This window comes from Prolixibacter sp. NT017 (genome assembly GCF_009617875.1).
Taxonomy (GTDB): Bacteria; Bacteroidota; Bacteroidia; order Bacteroidales; family Prolixibacteraceae; genus Prolixibacter.
The window spans coordinates 3991240-4017520 of sequence record NZ_BLAV01000001.1; the positions used below are offsets into that span (position 1 = coordinate 3991240).

At 45.8% G+C, this 26281-nt stretch carries 25 protein-coding genes and 1 riboswitch; of the genes, 9 read left to right on the forward strand and 16 right to left on the reverse strand.

The features are described from left to right. Positions 1 to 504 precede the first annotated feature (504 nt). Complete coding sequence (locus tag GJU87_RS16670) at positions 505 to 921, forward strand: DUF6146 family protein (RefSeq protein WP_153640522.1); 417 nt, start codon at positions 505 to 507, stop codon at positions 919 to 921. Here GJU87_RS16670 and ribD read toward each other — a convergent pair. After that, the gene (gene ribD / locus GJU87_RS16675) at positions 918 to 1973 is read right to left on the reverse strand and encodes a bifunctional diaminohydroxyphosphoribosylaminopyrimidine deaminase/5-amino-6-(5-phosphoribosylamino)uracil reductase RibD (protein ID WP_228492028.1); all 1056 of its coding nucleotides are present in this window, start codon (positions 1971 to 1973) and stop codon (positions 918 to 920) included. The genes GJU87_RS16670 and ribD overlap by 4 nt on opposite strands. A 25-nt stretch (positions 1974 to 1998) precedes the next feature. On the opposite strand from ribD, the gene prmC reads away from it, so the two are divergent. Continuing rightward, positions 1999 to 2841, forward strand: a complete 843-nt coding sequence (prmC, locus tag GJU87_RS16680) for a peptide chain release factor N(5)-glutamine methyltransferase (protein ID WP_153640523.1) — start codon at positions 1999 to 2001, stop codon at positions 2839 to 2841. On the opposite strand, the gene GJU87_RS16685 is transcribed toward prmC, so the two are convergent. The 12 genes from GJU87_RS16685 to GJU87_RS16740 all read right to left on the reverse strand — a co-directional run bounded on the left by GJU87_RS16685 (position 2842) and on the right by GJU87_RS16740 (position 13535). Further along, on the reverse strand, positions 2842 to 3774 hold the full coding sequence (locus GJU87_RS16685; protein WP_153640524.1) for an MOSC domain-containing protein: 933 nt from the start codon (positions 3772 to 3774) through the stop codon (positions 2842 to 2844). A 4-nt stretch (positions 3775 to 3778) separates the two neighbouring features. Next, the gene (gene moaC, locus GJU87_RS16690; RefSeq protein ID WP_153640525.1) at positions 3779 to 4231 is read right to left on the reverse strand and encodes a cyclic pyranopterin monophosphate synthase MoaC; all 453 of its coding nucleotides are present in this window, start codon (positions 4229 to 4231) and stop codon (positions 3779 to 3781) included. 77 nt (positions 4232 to 4308) lie between these two features. Beyond that, complete coding sequence (locus GJU87_RS16695; protein ID WP_153640526.1) at positions 4309 to 5109, reverse strand: GTP 3',8-cyclase MoaA; 801 nt, start codon at positions 5107 to 5109, stop codon at positions 4309 to 4311. After that, a complete protein-coding gene (gene glp / locus GJU87_RS16700; protein ID WP_194831561.1) occupies positions 5093 to 6268 on the reverse strand; it encodes a gephyrin-like molybdotransferase Glp in 1176 nt (391 codons plus the stop codon). The genes GJU87_RS16695 and glp overlap by 17 nt, the downstream gene beginning before the upstream one ends. After that, positions 6265 to 6792, reverse strand: a complete 528-nt coding sequence (locus tag GJU87_RS16705) for a hypothetical protein (protein ID WP_153640528.1) — start codon at positions 6790 to 6792, stop codon at positions 6265 to 6267. Before GJU87_RS16705 ends, glp begins: the two co-directional genes overlap by 4 nt. Before the next feature lie 75 nt (positions 6793 to 6867). Further along, positions 6868 to 7003: riboswitch (molybdenum cofactor riboswitch) on the reverse strand. Between the two features lie 43 nt (positions 7004 to 7046). After that, the gene (locus GJU87_RS16710; RefSeq protein ID WP_194831562.1) at positions 7047 to 7667 is read right to left on the reverse strand and encodes a rhodanese-like domain-containing protein; all 621 of its coding nucleotides are present in this window, start codon (positions 7665 to 7667) and stop codon (positions 7047 to 7049) included. A 38-nt stretch (positions 7668 to 7705) separates the two neighbouring features. Further along, positions 7706 to 8296, reverse strand: coding sequence for a YeeE/YedE thiosulfate transporter family protein (locus tag GJU87_RS16715; RefSeq protein ID WP_106540639.1), 591 nt, complete (start codon positions 8294 to 8296; stop codon positions 7706 to 7708). 11 nt (positions 8297 to 8307) lie between these two features. Beyond that, positions 8308 to 8835: a YeeE/YedE thiosulfate transporter family protein gene (locus GJU87_RS16720; protein WP_228492029.1), complete on the reverse strand. Its 528-nt coding sequence runs from the start codon at positions 8833 to 8835 to the stop codon at positions 8308 to 8310. A gap of 28 nt (positions 8836 to 8863) precedes the next feature. After that, positions 8864 to 9808, reverse strand: coding sequence for an NrfD/PsrC family molybdoenzyme membrane anchor subunit (gene nrfD, locus GJU87_RS16725; protein WP_153640530.1), 945 nt, complete (start codon positions 9806 to 9808; stop codon positions 8864 to 8866). A 20-nt stretch (positions 9809 to 9828) separates the two neighbouring features. After that, entirely contained in the window at positions 9829 to 10362 is a 534-nt protein-coding gene (locus tag GJU87_RS16730) for a 4Fe-4S dicluster domain-containing protein (protein WP_051538500.1), read from the reverse strand. Positions 10363 to 10364: 2 nt separating this feature from the next. Then, positions 10365 to 12605 carry a molybdopterin-dependent oxidoreductase gene (locus GJU87_RS16735; protein ID WP_153640531.1) on the reverse strand — a complete coding sequence of 747 codons (2241 nt, stop codon included), beginning with the start codon at positions 12603 to 12605 and terminating at the stop codon, positions 10365 to 10367. Between the two features lie 357 nt (positions 12606 to 12962). After that, complete coding sequence (locus GJU87_RS16740) at positions 12963 to 13535, reverse strand: molybdenum cofactor guanylyltransferase (protein ID WP_153640532.1); 573 nt, start codon at positions 13533 to 13535, stop codon at positions 12963 to 12965. A gap of 112 nt (positions 13536 to 13647) precedes the next feature. Here GJU87_RS16740 and GJU87_RS16745 point away from each other — a divergent pair, with 112 nt between their 5' ends. Both GJU87_RS16745 and prfB read left to right on the forward strand, forming a co-directional pair. Beyond that, complete coding sequence (locus tag GJU87_RS16745; RefSeq protein ID WP_153640533.1) at positions 13648 to 14124, forward strand: regulatory protein RecX; 477 nt, start codon at positions 13648 to 13650, stop codon at positions 14122 to 14124. A 71-nt stretch (positions 14125 to 14195) separates the two neighbouring features. Further along, positions 14196 to 15291, forward strand: a protein-coding gene (gene prfB, locus GJU87_RS16750) for a peptide chain release factor 2 (protein ID WP_153640534.1) whose coding sequence is annotated in 2 segments (ribosomal slippage) — positions 14196 to 14258 and positions 14260 to 15291 — 1095 coding nt in all. Because the reading frame shifts where the segments join, the coding sequence is not laid out codon by codon here. Positions 15292 to 15325: 34 nt separating this feature from the next. Here prfB and GJU87_RS16755 read toward each other — a convergent pair. Then, positions 15326 to 15970, reverse strand: a complete 645-nt coding sequence (locus tag GJU87_RS16755) for an HAD-IA family hydrolase (protein WP_153640535.1) — start codon at positions 15968 to 15970, stop codon at positions 15326 to 15328. Between the two features lie 125 nt (positions 15971 to 16095). Between GJU87_RS16755 and arsC the strand changes: the two genes are divergently transcribed. From arsC to GJU87_RS16780, 5 genes are all read left to right on the forward strand, one after another. After that, positions 16096 to 16437, forward strand: a complete 342-nt coding sequence (arsC, locus tag GJU87_RS16760; RefSeq protein WP_153640536.1) for an arsenate reductase (glutaredoxin) — start codon at positions 16096 to 16098, stop codon at positions 16435 to 16437. Positions 16438 to 16972: 535 nt separating this feature from the next. Beyond that, positions 16973 to 18901 carry a methylmalonyl-CoA mutase family protein gene (locus tag GJU87_RS16765; RefSeq protein WP_153640537.1) on the forward strand — a complete coding sequence of 643 codons (1929 nt, stop codon included), beginning with the start codon at positions 16973 to 16975 and terminating at the stop codon, positions 18899 to 18901. Between the two features lie 71 nt (positions 18902 to 18972). Beyond that, positions 18973 to 21129 (forward strand): methylmalonyl-CoA mutase, encoded by a 2157-nt coding sequence (gene scpA / locus GJU87_RS16770; RefSeq protein WP_153640538.1) that lies wholly within the window; start codon positions 18973 to 18975, stop codon positions 21127 to 21129. A gap of 353 nt (positions 21130 to 21482) precedes the next feature. Next, complete coding sequence (locus GJU87_RS16775) at positions 21483 to 22769, forward strand: DUF2202 domain-containing protein (protein WP_194831563.1); 1287 nt, start codon at positions 21483 to 21485, stop codon at positions 22767 to 22769. 209 nt (positions 22770 to 22978) lie between these two features. Then, the gene (locus GJU87_RS16780; RefSeq protein ID WP_153640540.1) at positions 22979 to 23368 is read left to right on the forward strand and encodes a DUF302 domain-containing protein; all 390 of its coding nucleotides are present in this window, start codon (positions 22979 to 22981) and stop codon (positions 23366 to 23368) included. 68 nt (positions 23369 to 23436) lie between these two features. Here GJU87_RS16780 and GJU87_RS16785 read toward each other — a convergent pair whose 3' ends face one another. Then, a complete protein-coding gene (locus GJU87_RS16785; RefSeq protein WP_153640541.1) occupies positions 23437 to 24612 on the reverse strand; it encodes a S8 family serine peptidase in 1176 nt (391 codons plus the stop codon). A 184-nt stretch (positions 24613 to 24796) separates the two neighbouring features. After that, a complete protein-coding gene (locus GJU87_RS16790) occupies positions 24797 to 26233 on the reverse strand; it encodes a hypothetical protein (protein WP_153640542.1) in 1437 nt (478 codons plus the stop codon). Positions 26234 to 26281 lie beyond the last annotated feature (48 nt).

Genomic DNA, 26281 nt, shown 5'->3' on the forward strand with positions numbered 1-26281 from the left:
CACGACACGTTTCAAGTCAGAAGAAATGTTTGAAATGCTTACCTGTTATTAACCTCCTCTGTGCCGGAACAATAGATGGCTGATTATTGAAAAACCGCTCCAACCTTTGCAGTTATTTATACTTTAAGAACGCAAAAGGTAACCCTTTTAGTCTATAATTTTTACATTTTTTCCTTTCGGAGAGCTGGTAAAGTGTAAACATTTCAACCACAGAATCAACTAATTATCCATTATTTACTTCATTTTTCATATTTAACATATTCTCGCCCGTTTAACAAACACATTCCCCTTTTTATGCTTTTTTAACAATCAAACCCTCTTTATCAGCTCATTATCTGGGCGATAGACAGCATTCTTCTTGTTTTTTGGCATGATTTTGGCAGAATTTATATGTGAAAAAGACAGTCGGCAATCACGAAACGAGCCATGGCAAAGATCTGATACATGTAGATGAATGGTTATAAATAAGTTACGATGGCGATTTAAAACTAAAATGATGAACCCATGAAACATTTGATGTTTTTAGTACTGGTCGTTATTGCAGCATCATGTGCCGCTCCCAAAAACAGTACAAAGAGTGTGGTGCTGAAAACCGAAAATGACTCGACACAAAAGGACACCACTGAAGTCGTCGCTTTGGATCCCGGATTCGAAAGCTGGTATGCCATGCACGACAACAAAGCCAACTACAGAAGTAAACAATACTACCACAATTGGAATGTGCGTTATGTAAGGGAATGGAACCTGAAAGCATCGACTTATCCCCATGCTCAACTGTTTAACGGACAGATTAATTATGATTTCTCGGAAGATTATCCGCTCGAAGTCGAGCACAAATTATTCATGTACTTTCAGTTTGTAGAACACAAGTTGGGGATTCCGATTTTAACCGATGGAGCCCGACCGCAGCCGGTTTTTTAGATATTTCTGAAAAGTAACAGCCGGCTTCCGTCCAGCTCATCTTCTTTTATCAGTTTACCCGGTATTTTCGGAGCAGGAACACCACTTCGAAATAACCGGTTACCTACAAATACGCGCGCCTCATCCCATTGATTTCGTTCCACAAAACTATCAAGCAATTTGCGACCTCCTTCTACAATCAACGATTGTATATCTCTCCGGTACAATTCATCCAGCATTTGTTGCACGGCATCCCGCAAGGGATCCAGCTTCACAAATTCGAGGTTCTTTTCATCGTTCTCAGGACTTTCTGTGAATATCAGCGTAGGTGTCGATTGATCAAACAGAGCTAAATCGCTACTCAGGCGCCGGGTACGATCGAGAATAATGCGTAGCGGATGACAGCCATGCCATTCTCTGACGGTTAATGATGGATTGTCTTTTTCGGCTGTGTTTGTACCCACCATGATCGCCGCCTCGTCGGTCCGCATTTTATGCACCGCAGTTTTCGACAATTGATTGGTAATCCAGGTAGATTGTCCGTAATGTTCCGGCGAGCGGTCGATGTCGATAAATCCGTCCAGCGTTTGCGCCCATTTCAAAATGATGTAGGGTCGTTTCTTTTCATGAAAGGTGAAGAATCGCCTGTTTTGTTCCTGACATTCATCCCTCATAACGCCCAGCACAACACGACAACCGGCAGACTTTAATTTTTCAATGCCTTTGCCGGCAACCTGAGCAAATGGGTCGACCGTGCCGATAACCACTCTGGGAATTTTTTTCGATACGATTAAATCGGAACACGGTGGTGTTTTCCCATGGTGGGCGCAGGGCTCCAGTGTCACATAAAGTGTCGAATCTTTTAACAACTCTTTTCTTTTCACCGAATTAGTGGCGTTCACTTCGGCATGCGGTCCGCCATATTTTTGATGAAAACCTTCACCTATAATTTTGTCTTCGTGAACAATCACGCAACCGACCATCGGATTCGGTGCTACATTGCTCATGCCTAAACGAGCCAGTTCAAGGGCCCGTTCCATATATTTCTTATCGTAACTGAATGACTGATTCATTTCCGGCTTTCTTTATCTTTGCACGATGAAACGATTATTCGATCATATCCGGGAAAAGCTTTCCGGCCGTTATGAACCGACCGAATGTGAAAGTATTTCTTTTCTGATTTTTGAGCATGTTCTCGGATATAGTCGTCTTCAGGTTCACCTGAAAAAAGATGATACCATTCCGGATGCTAAGGTAACGGAAATTGAAGAAATTCTGAACCGCCTTGTTGACGGGGAGCCCATCCAGTACATTTTAGGAAAAGCTGATTTCTATGGCCTGACGTTCACGGTCAATCCTCATGTGTTGATTCCACGGCAGGAAACCGAAGAGTTAGTGGATTGGATCATCAATGACAACAAACTCCCGGAACCAACGATTCTGGACATTGGAACCGGAAGCGGCTGCATTCCAGTCGCCCTGGCTAAAAATCTTCCTGATGCTGAAGTTTTTGCTTATGATATTTCTGCGGAAGCTTTAAAGGTTGCGAATCAAAATGCAGATAATAATCATGTAGACATTCGCGCACAAAAGGTCGACATACTTTACTGGGAAGCGGCTTCTGTTGACAAAACTTTTGACATCATCGTAAGCAATCCACCCTATGTAAAAGATGAGGAAAAATCCCTAATGCTGGAGCATGTGCTGAGCCACGAGCCTCATTTGGCACTTTTCGTTTCCGATAATGACCCGCTGATTTTTTACAGCCGTATTGCTGAATTTGCACAACAACATCTTTCCCAGGAAGGGAAGCTTTATTTTGAAATCAATGAAGCATTAGGAAAACAGACCGCATTGCTATTAAGAGAAAAGGGATTTCCGAAAGTGACATTAAGAAAAGACATCAACGGGAAAGACCGGATGATTTGCGCCACCCGGTAATCAATGCCCATCAATTCCGGCCAACATTAAAAACGCATGATTGAGAATCCGGAAGATCTCCGTACAGTATTCATGCACCGCTTTAGGACTTCCCGGCAAGGTAAAAACCAGTGTTCTTCCCATCACACCAGCTACACCGCGGCTCAACAATGCATTAGGTTTTTCAGCTCCGTATTTCATGCGTATCATCTCCATAATGCCCGGCAGCTCTTTATCCAACATCTCTGCAACCACGTCTGGTGTCATATCGCGTGGGCCGATTCCTGTACCACCGGTCGTAAAAACCATATCGACACCGGTTTCCCGTGCCTCTTGTAAACGATATTGCAACACCGGAGCTTCATCGGGAATGACGATGATTTCCACTTCCACCATTCGCTTTTCGCCTGTAAAAAAATCTGTCAGTAATTTTGCCAGTAGCGGACCGCTTTTGTCTTCATACTCTCCTTTCGAAGCCCTATCGCTGAGGGTAATAACCAACGCCTTGAAAATGCGTGGTTGATATGTCAGCACGTCACCTTCCTGTACGTGCCCACTTTTCAATACACGGGCGAATATACCTTCCTTGGGCATCACGCAATTACCAACCTCGCGGAAGATGGAACAATTATCGCCGTGGCATTTTTTCCCAATCTGAGTTACCTCCAATTCAACGTGCTCTCCCACCAACCGATCGAATGGGCGCATCTCGTACAGCAAGGCTCCTTCCGTGGTAATATTTTCCGCAAACTCGCCAAAAGTAATCTTCCTTCCGGCTTCTTCCGAAAACTTATCGATGCTCTCCGTTCCGAGCAGACTTACCTGGCGGTGCCAGCTTCCGGCATGAGCATCGCCCTGTACACCATGAAAATCCAACTTAATCCGGTCGGCCGGAAGTTTAATAGTTCCCTTCTTTTCAGAAATATTGACTGATTTTACGACAATCTGTTCCATTTCTTTACTCTTTTGTCTTTTCGTTCAACCGGATATCCTGCATGACCATTTTTTTGTCAACTGCTTTACACATATCATAAACCGTGAGTAACGCAACCTGAACGGCCGTCAACGCTTCCATCTCCACACCTGTTTGTCCACTACAAATCACTTCGCCGACGGCTTCCACGCCTCCTTCGGTGAGTGTACAAGTCACTTTCACTTTGCTAAGCTGCAATGGATGACAAAGCGGAATGAGCTCATGCGTTCGTTTGGCCGCCTGGATGCCAGCAATTTCAGCAACGGTAATCACATCTCCTTTCCTCATCTGGTTTTCTTTTACCAACCGGACCGTTTCGGGCTGTAGCAAAATTTTACCCGAGGCAACCGCTCTCCTTTTTTGAACCGGCTTATCCGATACATCGACCATACGGGCACGTCCCTGTTCATCGGTATGTGACAATTTTCCCTTTTCCATTTTTTCTCCGATTAAGCTGAGTTATTCCTTCTCTTTTCCTATATCACTCCTATATCTATCCTATATCCATTCTATATCTAACCTCCAATTTTGTAAAATGCACCTGTTTGGTTCCTGCTTCCGGATTTGGGTTTCTGCTCTACCGCCAGTTGCAAAGCCTCGTCAAATCCGTATTGCCGCACATTGAATCCTTTCGGATTGAATAAACAAGGTTTTACACAGCCGTTGGCCATCAATCGGATCCGATTACACGAGCGACAGTTCCCACCTTCTCCGTTTTTTACCTTCGAAAAACTTCCGGTTTCCAAATCCATCTGATGGATGTATTGCACTTTCAGTCCTTTCGTTTTGGCAAATTCGGTGACCAATTGTGCATCCTCTTCATCTTCAGAATGACGAATCACACAGTTGATTTTCACCGGTGTCAATCCATATTTCAGAGCCGCATCTATACCGCGAAAAACCGCATCGATATCTCCGCCTCGTGTGATGTAACTGTATTTTTCCGGATCGGTCGTATCAAGACTGATGTTCACCCGGCTCAATCCGGCCTCTTTCAGCTTCGGAGCAAATTGTTCCAGCAGAATTCCGTTGGTGGTCATTGCCACCTCTTCAATGCCGTCAATCTGTGCCAGCATATGCACCAGGCCAACAATTCCCTTGCGAACCAACGGCTCACCACCTGTCAGACGCACTTTCGTAATTCCCTGTGCTGCTCCTCTTCTAACGAATTCAGCAATTTCCTCGGAAGAGAGCACATCCTCATGTCGCATCGACTCCACACCTTCTTCGGGCATGCAGTAGCGGCATCGCAGGTTACACCGGTCAGTGACCGAAATGCGCAGATACGTTATTTCGCGGTTATAACGGTCGAACATAAACGCTTTCTCCTTTATTGATTTCGCTTGTTCCTACCGGGATTTCCATCAAAGCATTGGCACCAGTAAGTGCATGTATGTGTGCTGAACCGTGATACGGAAGCAGCTCCACTTCCCCGGAAGGAGAAATAATCACCGGCAAAAATTCGTAGCGATTGCTTTTCTTCCTCCTGAAATCGACCGTGAGCTGAGCTTTGATTCGAAATGGTGTAAAAGAAGTTCCCATCAGATTATAGAGTAACTCTTTTCCAATCACCTCTAACTGGACATACGAAGAAACCGGATTTCCGGGCAAACCGAGCACATACTTTTTCCCCTTTCGGGCGAATAACGTATGCTTGCCGGGTTTGGCTGCCATCACGGTAGTTAAAATGGTAAACCCAAGTTCTTTCAACACTTGCGGAACAAAATCGTAATCGCCAACCGAAACTCCTCCGGAAAGAAGAATTACATCGTTTTCCAGCAAAGCATTTTGGATGGCCAATTGGGTTGCCTCAGGTGTATCCTCAACGATTCCGGAGTATTCAACCGGAAAATTCATCGAACGAAGCTGAGCGACCATTTGAGGTCCGTTACTATTCCGGATTTGCCCGGCAGATGGCTTTTCTGTTGGCTCAACCAATTCGCTTCCAGTCGTCATCACGGCTACCTTCGGTCTGCAATACACCTCAACTGTTGTTTTCCCGACGCCTGCCAAAACAGCGATATGTTCCGGACGGATCAATGTGCCGGCACTCAATACCCTGTCACCTTTTTGGACATCTTCGCCCAGAAGACAAATATTGCTTGCACTGCCTTCTTTGGTGTAACGAATGTGGTCATTGTCCAAAATCTCCACAAACTCCTTCATAATTACCACGTCTGCACTTTCGGGAACCGGCGCACCGGTCATGATTTTGACGCACTCTCCCTGACCGATAGTAAAAGTCTGAAAACTACCGGCAGGGATTTCGCCCAGCACTTTCAATGGTCGCGGAAGGTCTTCTTTACGACAAGCATAACCATCCATCGCCGACTTGTTGAAGGGTGGCATGTTTACATCCGAAAAAACATCTTCGGCCAAAACACGACCGGTAGCTTCCGGCATCTCCACACTTTCAATGCCCAGCACTACCGCATTATCCTGCACGATTTGCAGCGCTTCTTCAATTGAAATCATATTCTCTGCCATTCGTTCTTATTCCAGTTAAACGGTAAACGAACGTTGGAAGGTTCGTTTTCCTCAATCCAGTAATACTCAAAAGACCAATCTGTTTTTTTATCATACTTGCCATTGCAAACCAACACTGCGGCTCCGGGATGGATGTATCTCCCCAAACCGCTCGACTCAATAACCACGGGTTGTTTTGATGAAATATTTTGTTTCAACCACTCGACCAGAACCGGGAGGCTTTCCTCACGAGCCTGCACGTACCAAACGCGCGTTGCTCCAGCCGCCAGGTAACGCGAACTGTCTTTTCCTGATAAGGCATCGGTTTCTTCCGCAATCATTAGTTTGTCCTCAGAAGTCAGTACGTTCAGAGAATCTGTCAGCACATGAAAATGCGATGAAATTTTGACAACATAAACGGGAGTCTTCAGCGAAAGCTCTTTAACCAAAGCACAACCGGCTGAGGTTTTACCGACATTCCTTCCACAACCGGCAATTAGCAAAGCATTATTCATTGTAGTCAACTCCTTCATCGTTGGAACCTTCTGTAAAAAAATTTGCCTGACCTCCCACATGGAAATCAGGCAAATATCGCATAGCACCTTTCAAAGGGCTATGCGATATCTCCTTTCCAAGTCGGGAATCTCTGATTCCGTCGGGAGGCCAAACCGTTTCCGGATTGACCCGCGTCCTGTTCTCCATGGCTTTCGCTTTAGGAGAACAGGCTCGGAGTTCAAAATCAAACCAATTATATGTTTTACGTCACCGGGACGTGCTCACTGTTCAGTTAACATCCACCAGCAGCCCGCTTTTTCTTTGGACGCTTGGGAACCGGTGCCGGAGCCGGTGCAGCTGCTTGTGTTTTGGCAGGAGCAATCGCTCCACCACCTAATACACCGCCGGCAGCCTTCCGGAAATCGTATTTGGCAATTTCATCATCCGGACTGGTTGATGCAGGCTTCTCGGGATTCATGATGGTTTCGGCCCAGTAGTTCATTCCACCCTGCATCACATAGTTGCTTTTGTACCCTTTTTGACGCAACAACATCCACGCTTCGGTAGCTTTGCTGTTGCCATTGGAATACAGCACATTCATTTTGGCCGATTGATCGAAATAGCCAGACCACTCATCAGCCAGAATATTGTCAATCGGAATATTGATAGCGCCGGGAATGTGATAAGCGTCAAACTCACCTTTGCTGCGTACATCAATCAGAACCATGCTCGGATCTTTTTGAATCAGCATATCTGCTACCGCATCGGTAGTGATGAGATGAGAATTGGTTCGCACCTCACTCAGTATTTTATCCGGGCTGGATTTTACAGCCTTGGTTTTCGATTCGGGAATGGCAGCAATGAACAGTCCTAACGGAATGAACACCATCGCCAGTTTTAATCTCATGTTCATTTTCATCTGTTTTTCAGTTTTTCACTCAAATCCTCAGATCAATACTCATCGCGCGGGAATTTCCGCTCCGACCATTCTCCCAGCCAGAACATTCCAAATGCAGCGATGATCAGGATAGCGGCAAATACGCCACGTGACATTCCGAGCGCATCGTAAACAAACGGCGCTCCCATAAACTCGGCCTTGTATATTCCTTCGAAAACGGGATAAGCTTCCGTGAAAAGAAACACACCAATGAAGAGTCCGCCAATGAAGGCCAGTGCATCCAGCTTACCAATCGACAGGGCGCAGAAAGCGGTCCCAGGGCAAAAGCCGCCCAGAATAAATCCGGCTCCCATCACCGCGCCACCAAGAATGGCCGACCACAAGTAAGTAGGGTTGATGTAGATTACGCTCAAATCGAGCCAGCCGAGAAGAGCGAAAATAAGTGTGCCCACCATCGCTGTGATGGCAGCTGTAAAGAATACTTTCAATACAGTGGTGTCGTAGCCGTAGAACATACCAGCCAGTTTCCGTGATGAAGAAAATCCACTGTTTTCGAGTACAAAGCCAAAACCAATGCCGATGACAAATGCTAACACCAGATTGGTATTGGCTGATATAATTTCATATACCGTTAATGGTCCCATAGTTTCGTGTTTTAAATCCAGAGTTTACGTACAAAATAGGCCAGCGCGAAAGCTGTTCCGAAAATGAATATCATGGTAATGAAGCCACCTAGGCTTAATACCGCCATACCGCTCAATGCAGCACCACTCGTACATCCGCGACCGAGCTGCGAGCCCAGACCGAAGAATATTCCGCCCAATACGGCGAAGATGATACGCTTACGGCTGGTAATTTTCGGACTATGTTCCACTTTGAACTTCAGTCGTCCCGCCATCGCTCCGGAAACAAAACCTCCGACTACGAGGCCCAGCATTTCAAATACCAGCCACGATTTCATCGGATTGCCCGAGTGAGACGCAAAATATTCCTTATAGAACGGAGTGTTTTCGACATGTGACGGAGCAACCGCTTCCATTCCGGTTAAGAGCACACTTTTTACCGCGCCGCTGGCTCCAAGTCCACGCCCGGCTGTATAGATAGCAGCCAGCAGAACCAAACCAAGCATCACGCCTCCGAAGTATGGATTCCAATACTTTTTACTTTTATCCAGATTCATCATTTTTTGGTTTAAGATATTCTCTGATTAGTTAATTCATTACCCAATGGCTCATCTGTCCGGCATGCGCCAGAATAAAACGCAGAATGAGGCCACCAACCAATACCAGCACCGGAGCTGCCCGGTAGGGAACTTTCTTATCGCGCATTTCCAGTACTTCCAGCACCGCAGGCACAACAAGTCCCATTCCGACCACCAGCACCCAGAATGAAGCGGTGAAATCACCTCCCATAAAGAGATCGGCGGCATTGATTTTGGTTTGTGTACCAGCATTGAAGCCCATGAACATATGAATGATCAAAAACAGCTCAATCGCAATCAGTCCCAAATCAATTTTGGCGAACATGTGCCTTTCTGTTTTCACTTTCGAAAGCAGAACGATTGAAGCTGCTCCTGTTGATAACCCGGAAATAAGGAACAACGGCCCCAGGATGGAGGTATTCCACAATGGGCGGGCATTGAAAGCGGAGAACAGAATACCAGTATAAACTCCCAGTATTAACGCGAGAGTCATCATAGCCCAGGCCATTTCTTTTTTGTATTTCCTGAACCAGCTTTCCAACTGCTTAACCCAGTCGAATTTCCAGTCCCAGTTGGGGAAAAATTCCCGGATATTCAGTGCTGCCCAGATAATCGACAGCGGAGTGATGGCCATCAGTGTCCAGGCTCCCCAGCTCATGGGTGATTCCAGTTTGATGGTTGTATACAATCTCCAGAAATAGAGTTTGTGTTTCAGGTCGAGGAACAGAAATAACAGTCCTAACGCCAAAATAAACGGAACCAAAATGGGCGCTTTTCTGACGGCAGTCGGATATTGCTCCTCTTTATTCCACACAGTGAACAGACCGGCGAAGAATAAAATGCCGGCAGCCAAACCACCCAGAAAAAGGTAACTGGGAATTTGCCATTCCCAAACACCAAGATGCGGATCGATTAGCGGATTCATCCGTCCACTGACAATGAGATCTTCGTTCATTGTTATATGATTTTTTAGGTTTAGACTAAGATATAAAGCTGCGGATCGGTTCCCGCTTCCGGAATCAATGTTTTATACTTTCGTACACGAAGAAGTGTCGACATCTCGGAATTTGGATCATCGAGGTCACCGAAATAGAGACACTTGGTAGGACAAACCGCCACACAAGCCGGATCTTCACCGTCTTTTACGCGGTGATCACAGAAAGTACATTTGTCGACATACCCTTTCGGGTGAATATACCGGGCGTCGTAAGGACACGAAATGATGCAGGCACTACAGCCAATACATTTCTCTTCGGCTACCTTCACAATACCACCTTCGGCATAATGACTTGCCCCGGTCGGACAACTTCGTACACATGGCGCATTATCACAGTGGTTACAACGCTCCGAACGCAATTCGGTATGTAACTCCGGATAAATACCATGGTTGATTTCGCGCACCCAATCACGGGCATAGCCGATGGGCACATTATTTTCAGTCTGACAAGCTACCACGCAGTCGCTACATCCCACGCATTTTTTGCTGTCAACAGCCATTGCATATCTCATAATCAGGCCTCCTCTCCTTTCGTAAATCTAAAGGTTACAAAGTTTCCACGCATTCCGGTTCCCCCCATAATCGGGTCAACCATTACGTTGGTAATCAATTCGGCATCGCTGGCACCACGACCAAAAGCTCTGGACAATTTCCTATTGGCATGTCCAAAACCGTGAACGATGTAAACCGAATCCCAGCGAATGCGTTCAGTCACCCTGACTTTCACAGGAAAACTGGAAACTACGCTGTCCTGATTTTGCAGATACACTTCCTGACCATTCTTCAGACCCCATTCGCCGGCCACTTTCGGGTTTACCCAAACGGCGTTTTCCGACATGAGGTCAGTCAGGTTCGGATTATTCGCTGTACGCGTGAAGGTGTGCATCGGAGCCCGTCCGTAAATCAGGCGGTAATAGCCCTGCGGTGGCTCGGGATGTGCTGTGTAAGTCGGCATCGGATCGAAACCTCCTTCAGCCAATGAAGTTGAATACAGTTCGACTTTTCCGGTATTGGTAAAGAATTCAACTGCTTCACCATCCTTGAAATAGATATCATCGTAAGCACGCTTCCATTTTTTCACACCGACCTGTTGCATTTCGGCGAGGGAAGTGCCCATCTGCTTCAACTCATGATCCAATTCTTCTTCCAGCGTATCGAACGGGAAGTACTGTTCCAGCCCCATATAGCGGCTCAGATTTTTGGCCATCCACCAGGCACTGCGACTTTCGTATTTCGGTTTGGCAGCTGGCATACGCAAGGCAATCGTTGGCTCGCGGTGCTGCGAATCACGAATGGAATCGTACCGTTCGAGATAGGTACATTCCGGAAGGACCACATCTGCCCAGCCGGTAATTTCCATCGGCATGGTGTCAACTACCACCATCAGATCCAGGTTCTGGATGGCTTCCAGCGTTCTCTTCCGGTTGGGAAGGGTTTCAATCAGGTTGGTTCCATTGACAATCCATCCTTTAATGGAACGGCTCATAGCCGAAGTTGGGATGGTCGCATCACACATTCCGTTGGCTAAAGCCAGGTCAGCCAGCTGATATTTGCCGTCCATGGCGTCACGCCAGGTAAACTCCGGTTTTGGGAACGGAGGAAGTTTAGCATGCGGAACGCTTTTCTTGTCAGGCATGTAGAATCCGCCACGACGTCCCCAGGAACCAAGCAGTGCATTCAGAATAGCAACTGCACGCAAGCGTTGCGTATCGTCACCATACCAGGTCACATGCCTACCGGGATGAACGATCGTAGCCGGAGCTGCTTTCGCCATTTCGCGAGCCGTTTTCCGAATAACGTCAGGCTTAATGGTGGTAATTCCATACGCCCATTCCGGAGTCATATTCTGAACATGCGCCTTCAGCTGGTCGAAACCATAGGCATACTGCTCAATATATTTTTTGTCGTAAAGATCTTCGTTTATAATTACATGAATCCACGCCAAAAGCAAAGCAATGTCAGTTGCCGGCTTAATAGGCAACCAATATTTAGACTTACTGGCAGCCGTTGAGAAACGAGGATCTACCGTAATTATGGTAGCGCCTTTGTCGATGGCATCCGACATTTCCTGCACATGGCCGTTGTGCATATTTTCACCGATGTGCGAACCAATCAGCACCATGCAACGGGTATCGCGGATGTCGGTATTCTCGGGAGAGTTGATTCCCTGACCAAAAGTGGCGATAAAGCCTACTTCGCGCGGACCACGACACTGAGCATAGGATGGTGCAGCTATATTGGCCGAACCAAATCCTTTTAGCAAATTGGTGAAATACTTACCTCCTGAACCGTGGGTAAACAGTGCTGTGGCTTCGGGGCCATGCTCCTCTTTAATTTTGGCCATCTTGTCAGCGATGTACTGAAAGGCTTCGTCCCATGAGGCACGACGGAAGGTTTGCTTACCCCGCTCTTCGGTTCTGATAAGGGGGTACTTCAACCGATCCTCGTCGTAATACATGCCGACTCCTCCGGTACCACGCGGACAAAATCGTCCATTGCTGTTCGGGTCCAGATCGTTACCGGTAATTTTCTTTATCTGACCGTCCTCATCTTTATGAACCCAACCCGCGCATTTCCAAAAACAAACTTCGCAATACGTGGGAGTACGTTTTAAATCAGAGGGCAGCTTATAATCGCTATTCTGCTTTTCGGAGTCGGCAACCGATGCGGCAGCTTTAACTACCTGATTACCGACAAACAATCCAGCAGAACTTAACGCGGAGATTTTGATAAAATCCCTTCTGCTCTTAACCATTAATTTAGACTTTTAAACATTTATATACGAAAATATACATTTATTAACATGCTAGCACATGAAAAAGTCACCCTCAATCAAAATTCAACTTAAACAGCTGATTTACTGATGTATATTTTTCAGCAGAATAGTGAAGTTATATTTGGTTTTAATCTAAATAGGCGGTTTTCTCATTGATTATGAAGTAGTTTTAATCCAGAAAAACAAAGCCTTCACCAACACAAGCATAACCAACTATAATACTGTAGATTAAATGCGATTTCAAACCGTTTTTAGGTAGGAAAAACAACTCGAAAATAACGAGATTGTGAAAATTATTCTTACTTAGATAGGATAAATATAATAGTCTGCCAGAAGCTATCTTTTCAAATCGCCGGGAGTATTGAAATTATCGAACAGAGATGGATTTTGAGCCATTAAATCGTCGAAAGAAACGAGGTGTATTTCAGCCTGTTTTATGATACCTCGAAGCTGAAAATTCCCATTTATGATGCTCTTTTCAAAAACCTTATATAGGTCGCGATGATAAAGGGCTACGAGAGGTTCCAGTTTTCCCTCATGAACCGGTACAGCACCTTTCCCTCTCCGTTGATCCAGCAACAGAGTTAAGGCCTCTTCGTTGACCAACGGAACATCGCAGCTCAAAATCAGGTTCCAATCATGGGACGAAGCTTTCAGAGAAGAATACAAACCTGCCGCCGGACCACAATCTGTAAATTCGTCTTCCACAACCGGGTAGCCTAGCTTCCGGTATTCCTCATGATTCGCACTGATAATGATATCGGAAGTAAACTTTCCCAGCAAATCAATTGCGTATTGAACCAGCGGCTTGCCATCGAACAGAACAAAACCTTTGTCCTGCCCCATTCGCATACTTTTCCCTCCGGAGAGAACAATTCCGCCCAAATCCAATGCTTTTTCCTGATTCATAGGGCTAAAAGTAGAGAGAATTATTGTAGCGTCAAAAGCTCATTTCCCTTGCCGATCGCTTATTTCGACAGCGTCATTTTTCATTACCTTTAATCTCTGAAAAAATCAGTTTATGAACCCAATCCTGAATTACAAGGACGCGTTGAACAAAGCAGCCGCTCTCTGCAGTAAGTCAGAAAAGTGCAGCGGCGATATCCGGAAGAAATTACTAGACTGGAGTCTTTCTCTCGAGGATGCCAACAAAGCCATCGCTTGGCTTCAAGACCAAAAGTTCCTGGATGATGAGCGGTTTGCCAACTTTTTTGCCCGCGACAAATTTCGATTCAATGGATGGGGAAGAATTAAAATCCGTTACACCCTGCGGCAGAAGGACGTAGCTTCCTCCATCATTGACAAGGCTGTAGCAGCTATCGATGAAAACGATTACCGTCACTTCCTGAAAGAATTAATTCAGGCGAAAGCCGGAAAAATAAAAGCTGAATCGAATTACGAAAAGAAGGGTAAGTTGGTTCGGTATGCTCAGGGAAGAGGTTTTGAACCCGAACTCATTTTCAATGCAGTTGATGACGTGCTGGCCAGGGAAGAGTGAGGCATTGAACCGAAGCTTCTCTCAAGATGTTTATTTTTCTACCTTTGCGCGACGAAATAAAAACAAACAACATGATACAAAAGGAGCAGATCAGAGATCTTGCTGAGCGCCGGGATGCGCTGAGGAGGTATCTTTGACGTGGATCAGAAATTGATCCAAATTGAAGAAGAAGAATTAAAGACGCAGGACCCGGGCTTTTGGGACAATCCGAAGGAGGCTGAACAGCAAATGAAAGTCATCCGTGGATTGAAACAATGGACCGATGCTTTCCAGGAAGTGAACCAGTCGATTGAAGACTTGCTGGTACTCTTCGAGTTTCAGGAAGCCGGAGAAGCCTCTGAAGAAGAAGTAGATGAACAGTTTGCTAATTCGCTGGAGCTGGTCGAAAACCTCGAGACGAAAAACATGCTGCGGCGTGAAGAGGATAAACTGGGTGCTGTGTTGAAAATTAATGCCGGTGCCGGCGGAACTGAGGCCAACGACTGGGCTGAAATGCTGATGCGAATGTACATCCGCTGGGCAGAACAGCACGGTTATAAGGTTCGAGAATCGATCCTGGTACCTGGTGAAGATGCCGGAATAAAGAACGTAACGCTGGAGATTGAAGGTGACTATGCTTACGGTTACCTGAAAAGTGAAAATGGCGTGCACCGTTTGGTCCGTATTTCTCCGTTCAACGCACAAGGAAAAAGACAGACTTCATTCACATCGGTATTCGTTTCGCCGCTGGTTGACGATACCATTGAGATTGAAGTCAACCCAGGCGACATTACCTGGGAAACTTTCCGTTCGGGAGGAGCCGGTGGTCAGAACGTAAACAAGGTGGAAACCGGAGTTCGTTTGCGACACGGTCCGAGTGGAATTGTTATCGATAACACTGAGTCACGTTCGCAATTGCAGAATAAAGAAAATGCCATGCGCCTGCTGAAATCTCAGTTGTATGAGATTGAGATTCGGAAACGCCGCGAGGAAGAGATGAAGCTGGAAGCCACCAAGAAAAAAATTGAATGGGGTTCCCAAATTCGTTCCTACGTTATGCAGCCGTATAAAATGGTGAAGGATACGCGTACCAACTTTGAGACTTCCAATGTTCAAGGAGTAATGGACGGCGACCTGGATGGCTTTATCAAAGCTTACCTGATGGAATTTTCATCGGAAGAAGCCTGACAACTTCAAACATACAATTAAAGCCTGGAGACATTCATCCCGAATGGTTCGGGCTTTTGTTGTTTTGAAGAATGCCAACCAACTCGTTGGGCGAGTCGGCCAGCCAGCCGGGATTTAGCTCCGTCAAACGCTGCCGGGTATTCATTCCCCAGGTAACGGCAACCACTGGTACTGCAACCTCATGACATGCTTCAATGTCGCGCACTTCATCACCCACATAAACCACATCGTCAGCCGACAGCGATTCGCTTTTCAACAAACGCTCCAGCGCTTTACTCTTCCCGAAAAGGGGAATATTGCATTCCATCCGATCAAAATATTCAAGGCCATTTCGTTTCAGGAATTCGGTTACTACTTCGAATTTGTTACTCGTTAACACCAGCAGCCGCTTGTCACGACTTAAGGCATCCAGCATTTCTTTAATTCCCTCGAACGGCTTCACCGATGTCATCTTACTTCGGAACATTCGCTTCATGTCACGCATGAAAAAAGGAAGCCGGTACCATGAAATTCCCGATTCGCGCAGAAGTTCTTTGGTACTTTTGTTCCGGTTTTTCCGCCAGTCATCTGTCTTTGGGTAACGATATTTCTCCGCCAGCTCATTGGCACAATCAGCCATCACCGGCGCCGAATCGGCCAGTGTTCCGTCAAAATCAAATATGATAACATCCGCGTCCATGCGTCCTCAGTATTTGTTGGTGTTTGCCGTGAATACACGGTCTGTAAGATACTTTTTTGTTTCTCTTAAACTGAATGCCCGGCAAACTGTTCATGACTGATAACAGTAATTTAATTCGCTGAACTATGATGACCATTTACCACAATCCACGCTGTGCCAAATCGCGTGCCGGTCTTAAGTACCTCGAAGAAAACAACATCGAACACGAAGTACGTCTCTATTTGAAGGATAATCTCTCGGTTAACGAGCTCACCACACTGCTGAAACAAACCGGCTTAAAAGCTGAAGATCTCGTTCGCAAACAGGAAGATTATTACAAAAAAGAGCTGAAAGGGAAAGAATTTTCAACCGAAGAGTGGCTTCAGATTCTGATAGAGAACCCGAGGTTGTTGCAGCGCCCCATTGTACAGAAAGGGCAAAAAGCTGTACTAGCCCAACCGCCGGAAAAAATTGATGAACTAAAATAGGGCCAGCTGCTGATAAGTTTTTATCGAGAGAACAACTGAAATTTCACGTGGAAGAGTAATCCTGTGATAACATATTATAATATTCACATATTATCATTTTTATAATTATACTCTATCACACTTCCCCTAAAGGCTATTGTTTTCAGATAGAAATATCCTTTTTTGAAGATCATTGATCGAACCATCCCAAAAAAATAAAAGGTGGCAGAATGGCTTCTGTCACCTTTTAATCAAACAACTAATATTACCCTAATATGTCAGTCTATACGACTGACAACCAAAACCATTTAACTTTGCATTTGATCAAAATAAACCCCAAAAACAAACTAAAAAATACGCAAAGTTATTAGTTGATACGGAGCCGGGAGAAGATGGTTACAGTGTCATAAATAATTTTCTCTTCAGTAACCTCTCCCTCTTCCAAATCCAAACTCATGATTATTATCAAATTCAGTAAAAAAGCGTAGATTTTTTAGAAACAACTAGTATAAAACCTTTAACTTTGGCCACGATTTTTCTAAACAGTTACATTGTTATGGCAGAGAAAGATATAAACCTGTTTAAAGATTTTCCACCTGTATCAACCAAAGAATGGGTTGAGAAAATCAATACCGACCTGAAGGGGAAGGATTATGAGAGAGCCCTTGTTTGGCGCACCAACGAAGGGTTTAACGTTCAACCGTTCTACCGCCAGGAAAACCTGGAGGACAAAGGATATCTCAACGCGCTTCCCGGCAGTTATCCTTACGTGCGTGGAAACAGAAAGCAAAATAACGACTGGTTCATTCGACAGGATATTCAGGTAACCGACCTGGCTGCAGCCAACGCTAAAGCATTGACGATTCTGAATAAGGGAGTGAATTCGCTCGGATTCGTTATTGCTGATGGCAAGGTCATCTCTGATTCCGATCTGGATGTTTTACTGAAAGATATTTGTCTCGAAGCAGCTGAAATCAACTTTGTTGTTTCGGGCCATGTGCCACAGTTAGCTGAAGCTTTTATCGCTCATACGAAAAAAAGAGGTTATGACCCGAAGACGGTCAATGCTTCTATCAACTATGATGCGCTAAGCGAACTGGTGCTGAAAGGCAAAATGCCGGCATCGGACACTGATACTTTCACTACCGTGAAGAAAGCGGTGGACGCGGCGGCTGAAATGCCCAATCTGCAAGTCATTGCAATCGACGGAAAGAACTTCAACAACGCAGGTTCTTCCTGCGTTCAGGAACTGGCTTTCTCACTGGCTATGGGTGCTGAATACCTGAGCCAGCTGACTGAGTTGGGAATGAACGCAGGAGTGGCAGCACCGAAAATTCGTTTCAATCTCGGTATTGGCGGAAACTATTTCATGGAGCTGGCCAAACTGCGTGCCGGTCGCCTGCTTTGGGCTCAGATTGTTTCGGCTTACAAACCCGAATGCCAATGTGACGAAACCTGTGATTGCGAAGGAGAATGCAAAGATGGTATTTGCCGTTGTGCCGGTAAGATGAAGGTTCACTCCGAAACTTCTGTCTGGAACAAAACCGTTTATGACGCCTACGTCAATATGTTGCGGACACAGACTGAAGCCATGTCGGCTGCACTGGGCGGAACCGATTCAATGACTGTTCTTCCGTTCAATTCGTTTTTCGAAGAAACCAGCGAGTTTTCTGAACGAATTGCCCGCAACCAACAGATTCTGTTAAAAGAAGAATCACACCTCGATAAGATTGTTGACCCGGGTGCTGGTTCTTATTATATTGAGTCACTCACCGATTCCATTGCTGAAGAGGCCTGGAAACTCTTCCTGGAAGTTCAGGAAAAAGGTGGCTTCCTCGCTGCTTTCCGTGCCGGCTTCGTACAGGAACGTGTCAACGAGATGGCAGACAAACGCCGCAAAGCAGTTGCTATTCGGAAAGAAAGCCTGTTGGGTGTTAACCAATTCCCGAACTTCAGCGAGCAAGCGAAGATTGAATTCAACGCTCACTTTTTCGAGCCTGTTTGCCAAAAGATTGACGGCGCAGAAGCAGAGCCTATTTGCCTGTTCCGTGGTGCCGACGAGTTTGAAAAACTGCGTTACGCAACTGATGTTTTCGCCAAAGCGAAAAAACGTCCAAAAGCATTTATGCTCACCATCGGTAACCTGGCGATGCGCAAGGCCCGCGCGCAGTTCTCGTCCAATTTCTTCGCCATTGCCGGTTACGAAGTTGTCGACAACAACGGCTTTGCCAGTGTTGAAGCTGGTGTGAACGCCGCTAAAGAAGCCAACGCCGATATTATCGTGCTTTGCTCATCGGATGATGAATACATCGAATTCGGACCTCAGGCTTTCGAGTTGATTAAAGATGATGCGATTTTCGTAATTGCCGGAGCACCGGCTTGCGCCGACGACCTCAAGGCCAAAGGCATCGAAAATTTCGTTCATGTGAAAACCAACTTACTGGAAGCACTGAAGGATTACAATAAAAAACTGGGAATTAATTAAGGGATGAGCAAAAGATGATTTCCGGTTTCCCGGAAGGCAACGATGATTCATCACTAAAAAATACTCAAGCAATGAAACCGAATTTTAAAGACATCAATATAAAAGGTTCTAAAGCCACCTGCACAGACAGTGAGAAAGAGTGGACCGAAAAGAACCACATCTCAAAAGATTGGGTAACACCGGAGCAAATTCCGGTGAAACCGGTGTACACCAAGGCCGATTTGGAAGGCATGGAACACCTGAATTACGCCGCTGGTCTGCCGCCATTTTTGCGGGGTCCCTACTCAGCCATGTACGCCATGCGCCCCTGGACCATTCGCCAGTACGCCGGATTCTCGACTGCAGAGGAATCGAATGCGTTCTATCGCCGCAACCTGGCTGCCGGACAAAAAGGTTTGTCGGTAGCATTCGATCTGGCAACGCACCGTGGCTATGACTCCGACCATCCTCGCGTAGTAGGTGACGTTGGTAAAGCCGGTGTAGCCATCGACTCGATTCTGGATATGAAAATCCTGTTCGACGAAATTCCGCTCGACAAAATGTCTGTTTCGATGACCATGAACGGAGCCGTTCTCCCGATTATGGCCTTCTACATTGTGACTGGGCTGGAACAGGGTGCTACACTGGAGCAACTTTCCGGAACCATCCAAAACGATATTCTGAAGGAGTTCATGGTGCGGAATACTTACATCTATCCGCCGGAATTCTCGATGAAAATCATCGCCGACATTTTCGAGTTTACCTCGAAGAATATGCCGAAATTCAACTCTATCTCCATTTCGGGATACCATATGCAGGAAGCCGGTGCTACAGCCGACATCGAAATGGCATACACTTTGGCCGACGGACTGGATTATATCCGAACCGGAATAAAAGCGGGTCTGGATGTGGATGCATTTGCGCCTCGCCTTTCATTCTTCTGGGCAATCGGAATGAACCACTTCATGGAAATTGCCAAGATGCGTGCAGCCCGTATGCTCTGGGCCAAAATCGTGAAGAAATTCGGTCCGAAGAACCCGAAATCGATGGCACTGCGTACCCACTCACAAACTTCCGGCTGGTCGTTGACCGAGCAGGATCCGTTTAACAACGTTGGACGTACAGCAATCGAAGCCATGGCTGCCGCACTGGGACACACCCAGTCGCTGCACACCAACGCACTCGATGAAGCAATCGCGCTGCCAACCGATTTTTCTGCACGTATTGCTCGTAACACGCAGCTTTATATTCAGCAGGAAACCGAAATTTGTCGTTCACTCGATCCTTGGGCAGGTTCTTACTACGTGGAATCGTTGACCAAAGAATTGGCCGACAAAGCGTGGAAGCTGATTGAAGAGGTAGAAGAGCTTGGCGGTATGGCGAAAGCCATCGAAACCGGCGTTCCGAAAATGCGTATAGAAGAGGCTGCTGCCCGTGCACAGGGACGCATTGACTCGGGAAGTCAGACCATTGTTGGTGTGAACCGTTACAAACTCGACAAGCAGGATCCGATTGACATTCTGGAAATTGACAATACCGCTGTGCGGAAATCGCAACTTGCCCGTTTGGAAAAACTGCGTGCCGAACGAAACGAAGCTGAGGTGAAAGCTTCGCTGGAAGCCATTACCCGTTGCGCGGAAACCGGAAAAGGGAACTTGCTGGAACTCGCCATCGATGCAGCGAAAAAGCGTGCAACTTTGGGAGAAATTTCCTATGCTTGTGAAAAAGTTGTCGGACGTTACAAAGCAGTAATCAGAACCATTTCAGGAGTGTATTCATCAGAAGCGAAAAACGATAAAGAGTTCGGTGAGGCTCGCAGTCTCGTCGAAAAATTTGCAGAGAAAGAAGGACGTCAGCCGCGTATCATGATTGCTAAAATGGGACAGGACGGACACGACCGCGGTGCCAAAGTGGTAGCGACCGGTTATGCCGACCTCGGTTTTGACGTGGATATGGGACCGCTGTTCCAGACTCCGGAAGAAGCTGCCAAGCAAGCCGTCGAAAACGACGTGCATGTGCTGGGAGTATCTTCATTGGCTGCCGGGCATAAAACACTGGTGCCTGCCGTCATCGAGGAACTGAAGAAACTGGGTCGCGAGGACATCATGGTGATTGCCGGTGGAGTAATTCCTTCACAGGACTACCAGTACCTTTACGATGCTGGTGTCGTGGCCATCTTTGGCCCCGGAACTTCTGTTACCACAGCTGGTAAGAAAATCATGGAAATCCTGCTGGCTGCACAGGAATAGAATTCATTCATTTACGATAACTGAAGACCCTGGCTACGGCCGGGGTTTTCTTTTTTTGCAATAAGCATATTCCTTTTTACGATAAGAAATTGTAATTTAGTTGTCTAAACCAGACCATACGATTTTTCGGCAAACAACTGCTTCCCCAACCAGACTAAAGTATCACCATCCATCTTCCTCAACTATTTAAAGTGATTCTCATTTCTTTTTTATCCCGATAAAAGAGAGAAGAATCGTGTATTCCTATTTGCAGATAAATGGTCTTTACAATTCGGCTGACTGTTTATCTACGCTATGTTTCAGACCCAACCTTGTTCCTCAACAAAAAATTAACCTTTAAAAAGTCTGTTTCCATGAAAAAGTATGTATTGTCTTTCATCAGCTACCTGCTGTTGCTTGGCTTATTCATTCCTTCCTGTACACAGGACAACTCAATAACGGATGGCCCGGAGAAGTCAAAGGAAGGAGCGATGATGACCGCACAGTTGAACGAAGATCTGGAAGTTTGGGAGGTGGATCTGCTTACGTTGGCCAAAACGGAAAAGCTCGCTCACGATCTGTACAGCGAATTAAGCGCGTTGTTTCCCGACAATCCGGTTTTTGAACATACTGCAGCGAGCGAACTGGTACACTGGACACGTATCAGCGATCTGATTGCAACCTACGACAACCTCGATGACCCAACCCGCGATGGTGATGGCGTTGCCTATGGCCCCGGTGTCTTCGATGATGAAAATGATGACTTCACAACGGTTTATAGTAGTATGCTTGACTTTGCAGGCGACGATGTGACCAAGGCATTCAAGGTGGGGTATCTCATCGAGTGTCTCGAAATCCTGAATGTCTCCAAGGCCACAACTTCTGCTACTGACGCTGCTATTTCCGAGGCGTTGGCTGTTTACAGCTGTTTGGAGACTGCCGAGCCACATCACCTGAAAGCGTACAACTGGAACCTCCTGAAAGTAGGAGTCGAATATAATTGGGAGCTGATAGCTGACGATTTTGGAGACTTCTTTTCAGAAGAAGATTTAACAATTCTGGATCCCGTTGTAACGGATATCCTGGAAGATCAAACCGCTCCTGGAAATGGTGGAGGTGGAACCTGTCCGGGATGTGGCTTGGGACCTTATACCAACGATTGTCCATGCGGACTCGGTCCCTGCGGCACCACTGACGGAACAACCACAGCAACACTGTCTGAAGCCGAGTTGAATGATTTAATCTACCTGGTGAAATTGGAGAAAATGGCCTACGAAGTATACACTACTTTAGGCCAAACCTATTCGACGATGCCCATTCTGGGGAATATTTCCGAAGCTGAATATCGTCACTGGAAAGTTCTTCAGAACCTATTTGTCAAGTATAGTGAAACTGACCCGACAAAAGACGGAGAAGTTGATCTTGGTATCGGCTTATATAACGATGACGATATGTCTGACGCTTACGATGAAGCCATCACTTATGGTGGAGTTTCCCTACTTCAGGCAATGGAAACCGGAGCCATTATTGAGCAACTCGAACTTGATTCGCTCAATAATGCGCTAGGAAGAACGGTTCTTCCCGATTTAACAACCATCTACAATAATTTCATCAATGCTGATGGAGCTCATCTGACGGCGTTTGAAAAACACACAAACTAAACGTTGATATCTAAGGTTCACATTAACTTTCCATGGCAAACGGGGCGATGCATAGGGCATTGCCTCGTTTCTTTTAAAATAAATTCAAATAAGCCACTATTTTATATATCTACATTTTTCAATATTTTTGATTTGGTACTGTTTTAAAAGAACAGGAACTGAACAGTTTTTCAAATTACTTGTTAGTAACAACAAAAAGGAGATATATTATGGAATTTTATCTGGCAAAAACATTAACTGATACCTCATTTGAAAATGCTTTAGACAAAGTCACATCGGCCTTGAAGGACCAGGGTTTTGGTGTTATTACCGAAATTGATGTGAAAGATACGCTGAAAAAGAAAATCGATGTGGACTTCAGAAAGTACAAAATTCTGGGGGCCTGCAACCCGGCTTTAGCGCATCAGGCACTCGAGAGTAACGACAAGATTGGAATTATGCTTCCCTGCAACGTCGTTGTGCAGGAAACTCCCGAAGGAAAAATCGAAGTCTCGACGGTAAATCCGATGGAAGCGATGAAACCTGTTGCAACACCGGAACTGGAGAAATTCGCCGATGAAGTGACACAACACCTTCAATCGGTATTGGACGTATTGTAATCTATAAATAACTTTAGTCTTTCCATTATTAATAAAGGCCGCAAATTGCGGCCTTTATTAATTTTCAGTTACTGAATTCCTATCGGATCTGGATTTCCATCCGGGTCACCAGAAACAACTCCATCTGCAACTGGCTTTCCCCCCGTCATTAGCAGAATCCCGGCCATGTGCGGCGCCGCCATTGAGGTTCCGCTCATTGTCGTGTAACCTCCGCCTTTGTATGTTGAAAATACATTAACACCTGGCTCGCAATAATCCACGTGCGTACCATAGTTGGAGAAATAAGCCCAAGCATCCTGGTCATCGCATGCTGAAATTGTAAACAGGTTGACCCCCTCCGCACGTGCTGGTGAATGATTTTCTGCATCATCAGATTCGTTTCCAGCTGCCAATGCAACATAGACTCCACTGGCGCCCAATGCCTCAACAGCCAAATCAATCGGTTCGTAGATGGAACCTCCCAGGCTCAAATTAGCTGCGTCACCGGGTGAAGCATTGCTGGTAACATAATCGATTCCGGCAATAATCTGGGAATAAGCTCCCGAGCCTCTCCTGTCAAGCACTTTAACGGGAACAACTGTCGCACCGGCTGCTACACCAACAACACCAATATCGTTGTTCAACGCAGCAATAATTCCCGCACAGTGACTTCCGTGCCCGTTGTCATCATCAGCGGTAGTTGTACGAGTAACAAAAGTCTGGGCTCTACTTACGTCAACCAACAAGTCCGGATGGTCATAATCGATTCCCGTATCGATTACCCAGGCTGTTTTCCCGGTACCGTCACCAGTCCCAACTCTCGCAATCCCATAAGGTACCGTTTGAGCAGGAGGAGTGGGATCGACAACCGGTGGTTTGCCACGTAAAATAAACATTCGATCAGGGAAAATTCGATCTACATTGGCGTTATTCCGCAATTGGTTTAACTCACTGTTACTTAAATCGGCTGCAAATCCCTTGACCGCTGTTCCATAAACCTGCAAAAAAGGTCTTTGATTTAAATCTCTTTCCGGAAGAAAGGCTTTGGCCGTTTCTTTAACGGCAGCCTGGCGACCTTCGTACGTTAAAGAGACGGTTTTTAAGTTAACAACTCCGGACTTAAGGACAACAATATATTGTCCCGAAATTACTTGTCCGCTTTGAATTGTTTGATTGTCTTCTGGAGATAGTGAGCTCTCATTTTTCTCACAACTAACCCAAAGCAATACCAGCAACGCTGATACGATTAATTTCATCATTTTCATAAATAGAGGTTTTAAATGTTAATTAATCCAGCAGAGTCATTCTTGGTCACTTATAAATATAATAAATTTATATTAAAAAAGCAGGCAGCGTTTTCGGCTTAACGCTACCTGCTTTGGGGCTAGTATTAGGTCAGTTCAAGCTAAGTCTGCTTCCGTTACAGAAGTGATTAAAGTCGTTATATATTTATCGGCGACCGCGGCGACCTCCGCCTCTCGAGCCTGTTGAACCCGTCGATCCTGACCCAGAATCATCTGTACTCAATTCCTCATCGTCACCCTTTCCGGGAGGACGATTGCCATGAGACTCTTCCTCAGCTGTATAAGAGAACGGAGATGCAGAACGATCGACACTCGGCATCTGCCAAACCATAAACTCTTCATTTCCATGAACAAGTTCAAGTGCTTGTACATAGTCATCAGCCTGATTGGTAAATCCTACCATTCTTATCTTAACCGGACTGTCGATGGTATAACGATAAGTGCCCAACAGAACATCCAGTTCGGGTGCGTTGCCTTTCAGAATCTTGTGAATAGTATAGGTTCCCAGGTCTCTGTAGGTCCACGGGTCTGTTGAATCGTCAATGGTACGAATGGTGACGAACGTTTTCCAGAATTTTTGCCGGGTATACATGAACGCGGACAAGTCAATATACTTCTTCACAACAGTTTCCTGATTCTTGTTCGTTTGGTTCAATGTTCTAACGGTTTTCGTTATAACCGGATAGAAACATTCATCACCTGGAATACCCATAAACTCGTTCAAATAGCAAATTTCGTCGATTGTCAGGAATCCGGTTTTATCAGAGCCAGCACCAACACAAGCGGCACATACATTAGCAATGAACAGTTGCTTTTCTTCCAGTGTCATGAATTCAACTCCTTTTTCACTCTGGCTCCAATCGCTAATGTTATCCAGCCGGCCTTTCATTTTGAAGTTGTCCACCAGAAAACTCAGCCTGCCTTGGAAACCGTTGGTAAGTAGTTCTTTATAAATGGCTAAGTTTTCAAGGGGAGAATCAATGGGCTTGTCTTCAATTTCCTGAGCAAGAGCGGCATCAGTTCGAACCATGAACAAACGACCGCAATAGTCCCGAATTACCTCGGACACTGTTCCGTCGCCGAAATTCTTAATCACTTCTTCCAACCTACGATCAAGCACTTCGGGACCCGAACGAATCAGGTTGAGACGTCCCATTTCAATTTCCTGAACGTTTTCGCCAACAACTTCATAAACTCCACCTTCGGAATCGTAAAGCAGAGGCACATCATCCCATTCCGGGAAACCGCCTCCTTCCGGAACAATTACATCACCTTCTGGAGTAGTAATACTGGCAGTCAGATAAGGAATTGTTACATCGATGAATCCTTCTTTTAGTTCATCTTGAAACTCCACGGAATATGGCAACGGGTAGAGTACCGGTACGCCTCTGTTATCACGTTGGATAACCCACAAGTCACCATACAAATCGGCAGGATCAACAGTAATCTTTTTGCCTTTTTTCAGAACCAACCCAGTCTCATCTTGTGGTTCGTCAAGAAATGATTGTTGGCATCCTGCAAACAAAAAGCAGATTGCAAGAGACAACAATAGCATCGATTTCATTCGTTTTAGGTTTTTCATAGCAAGATTTTTAAGAAATTAATGTCTGCGGAGGATTTAGGTGGGGGA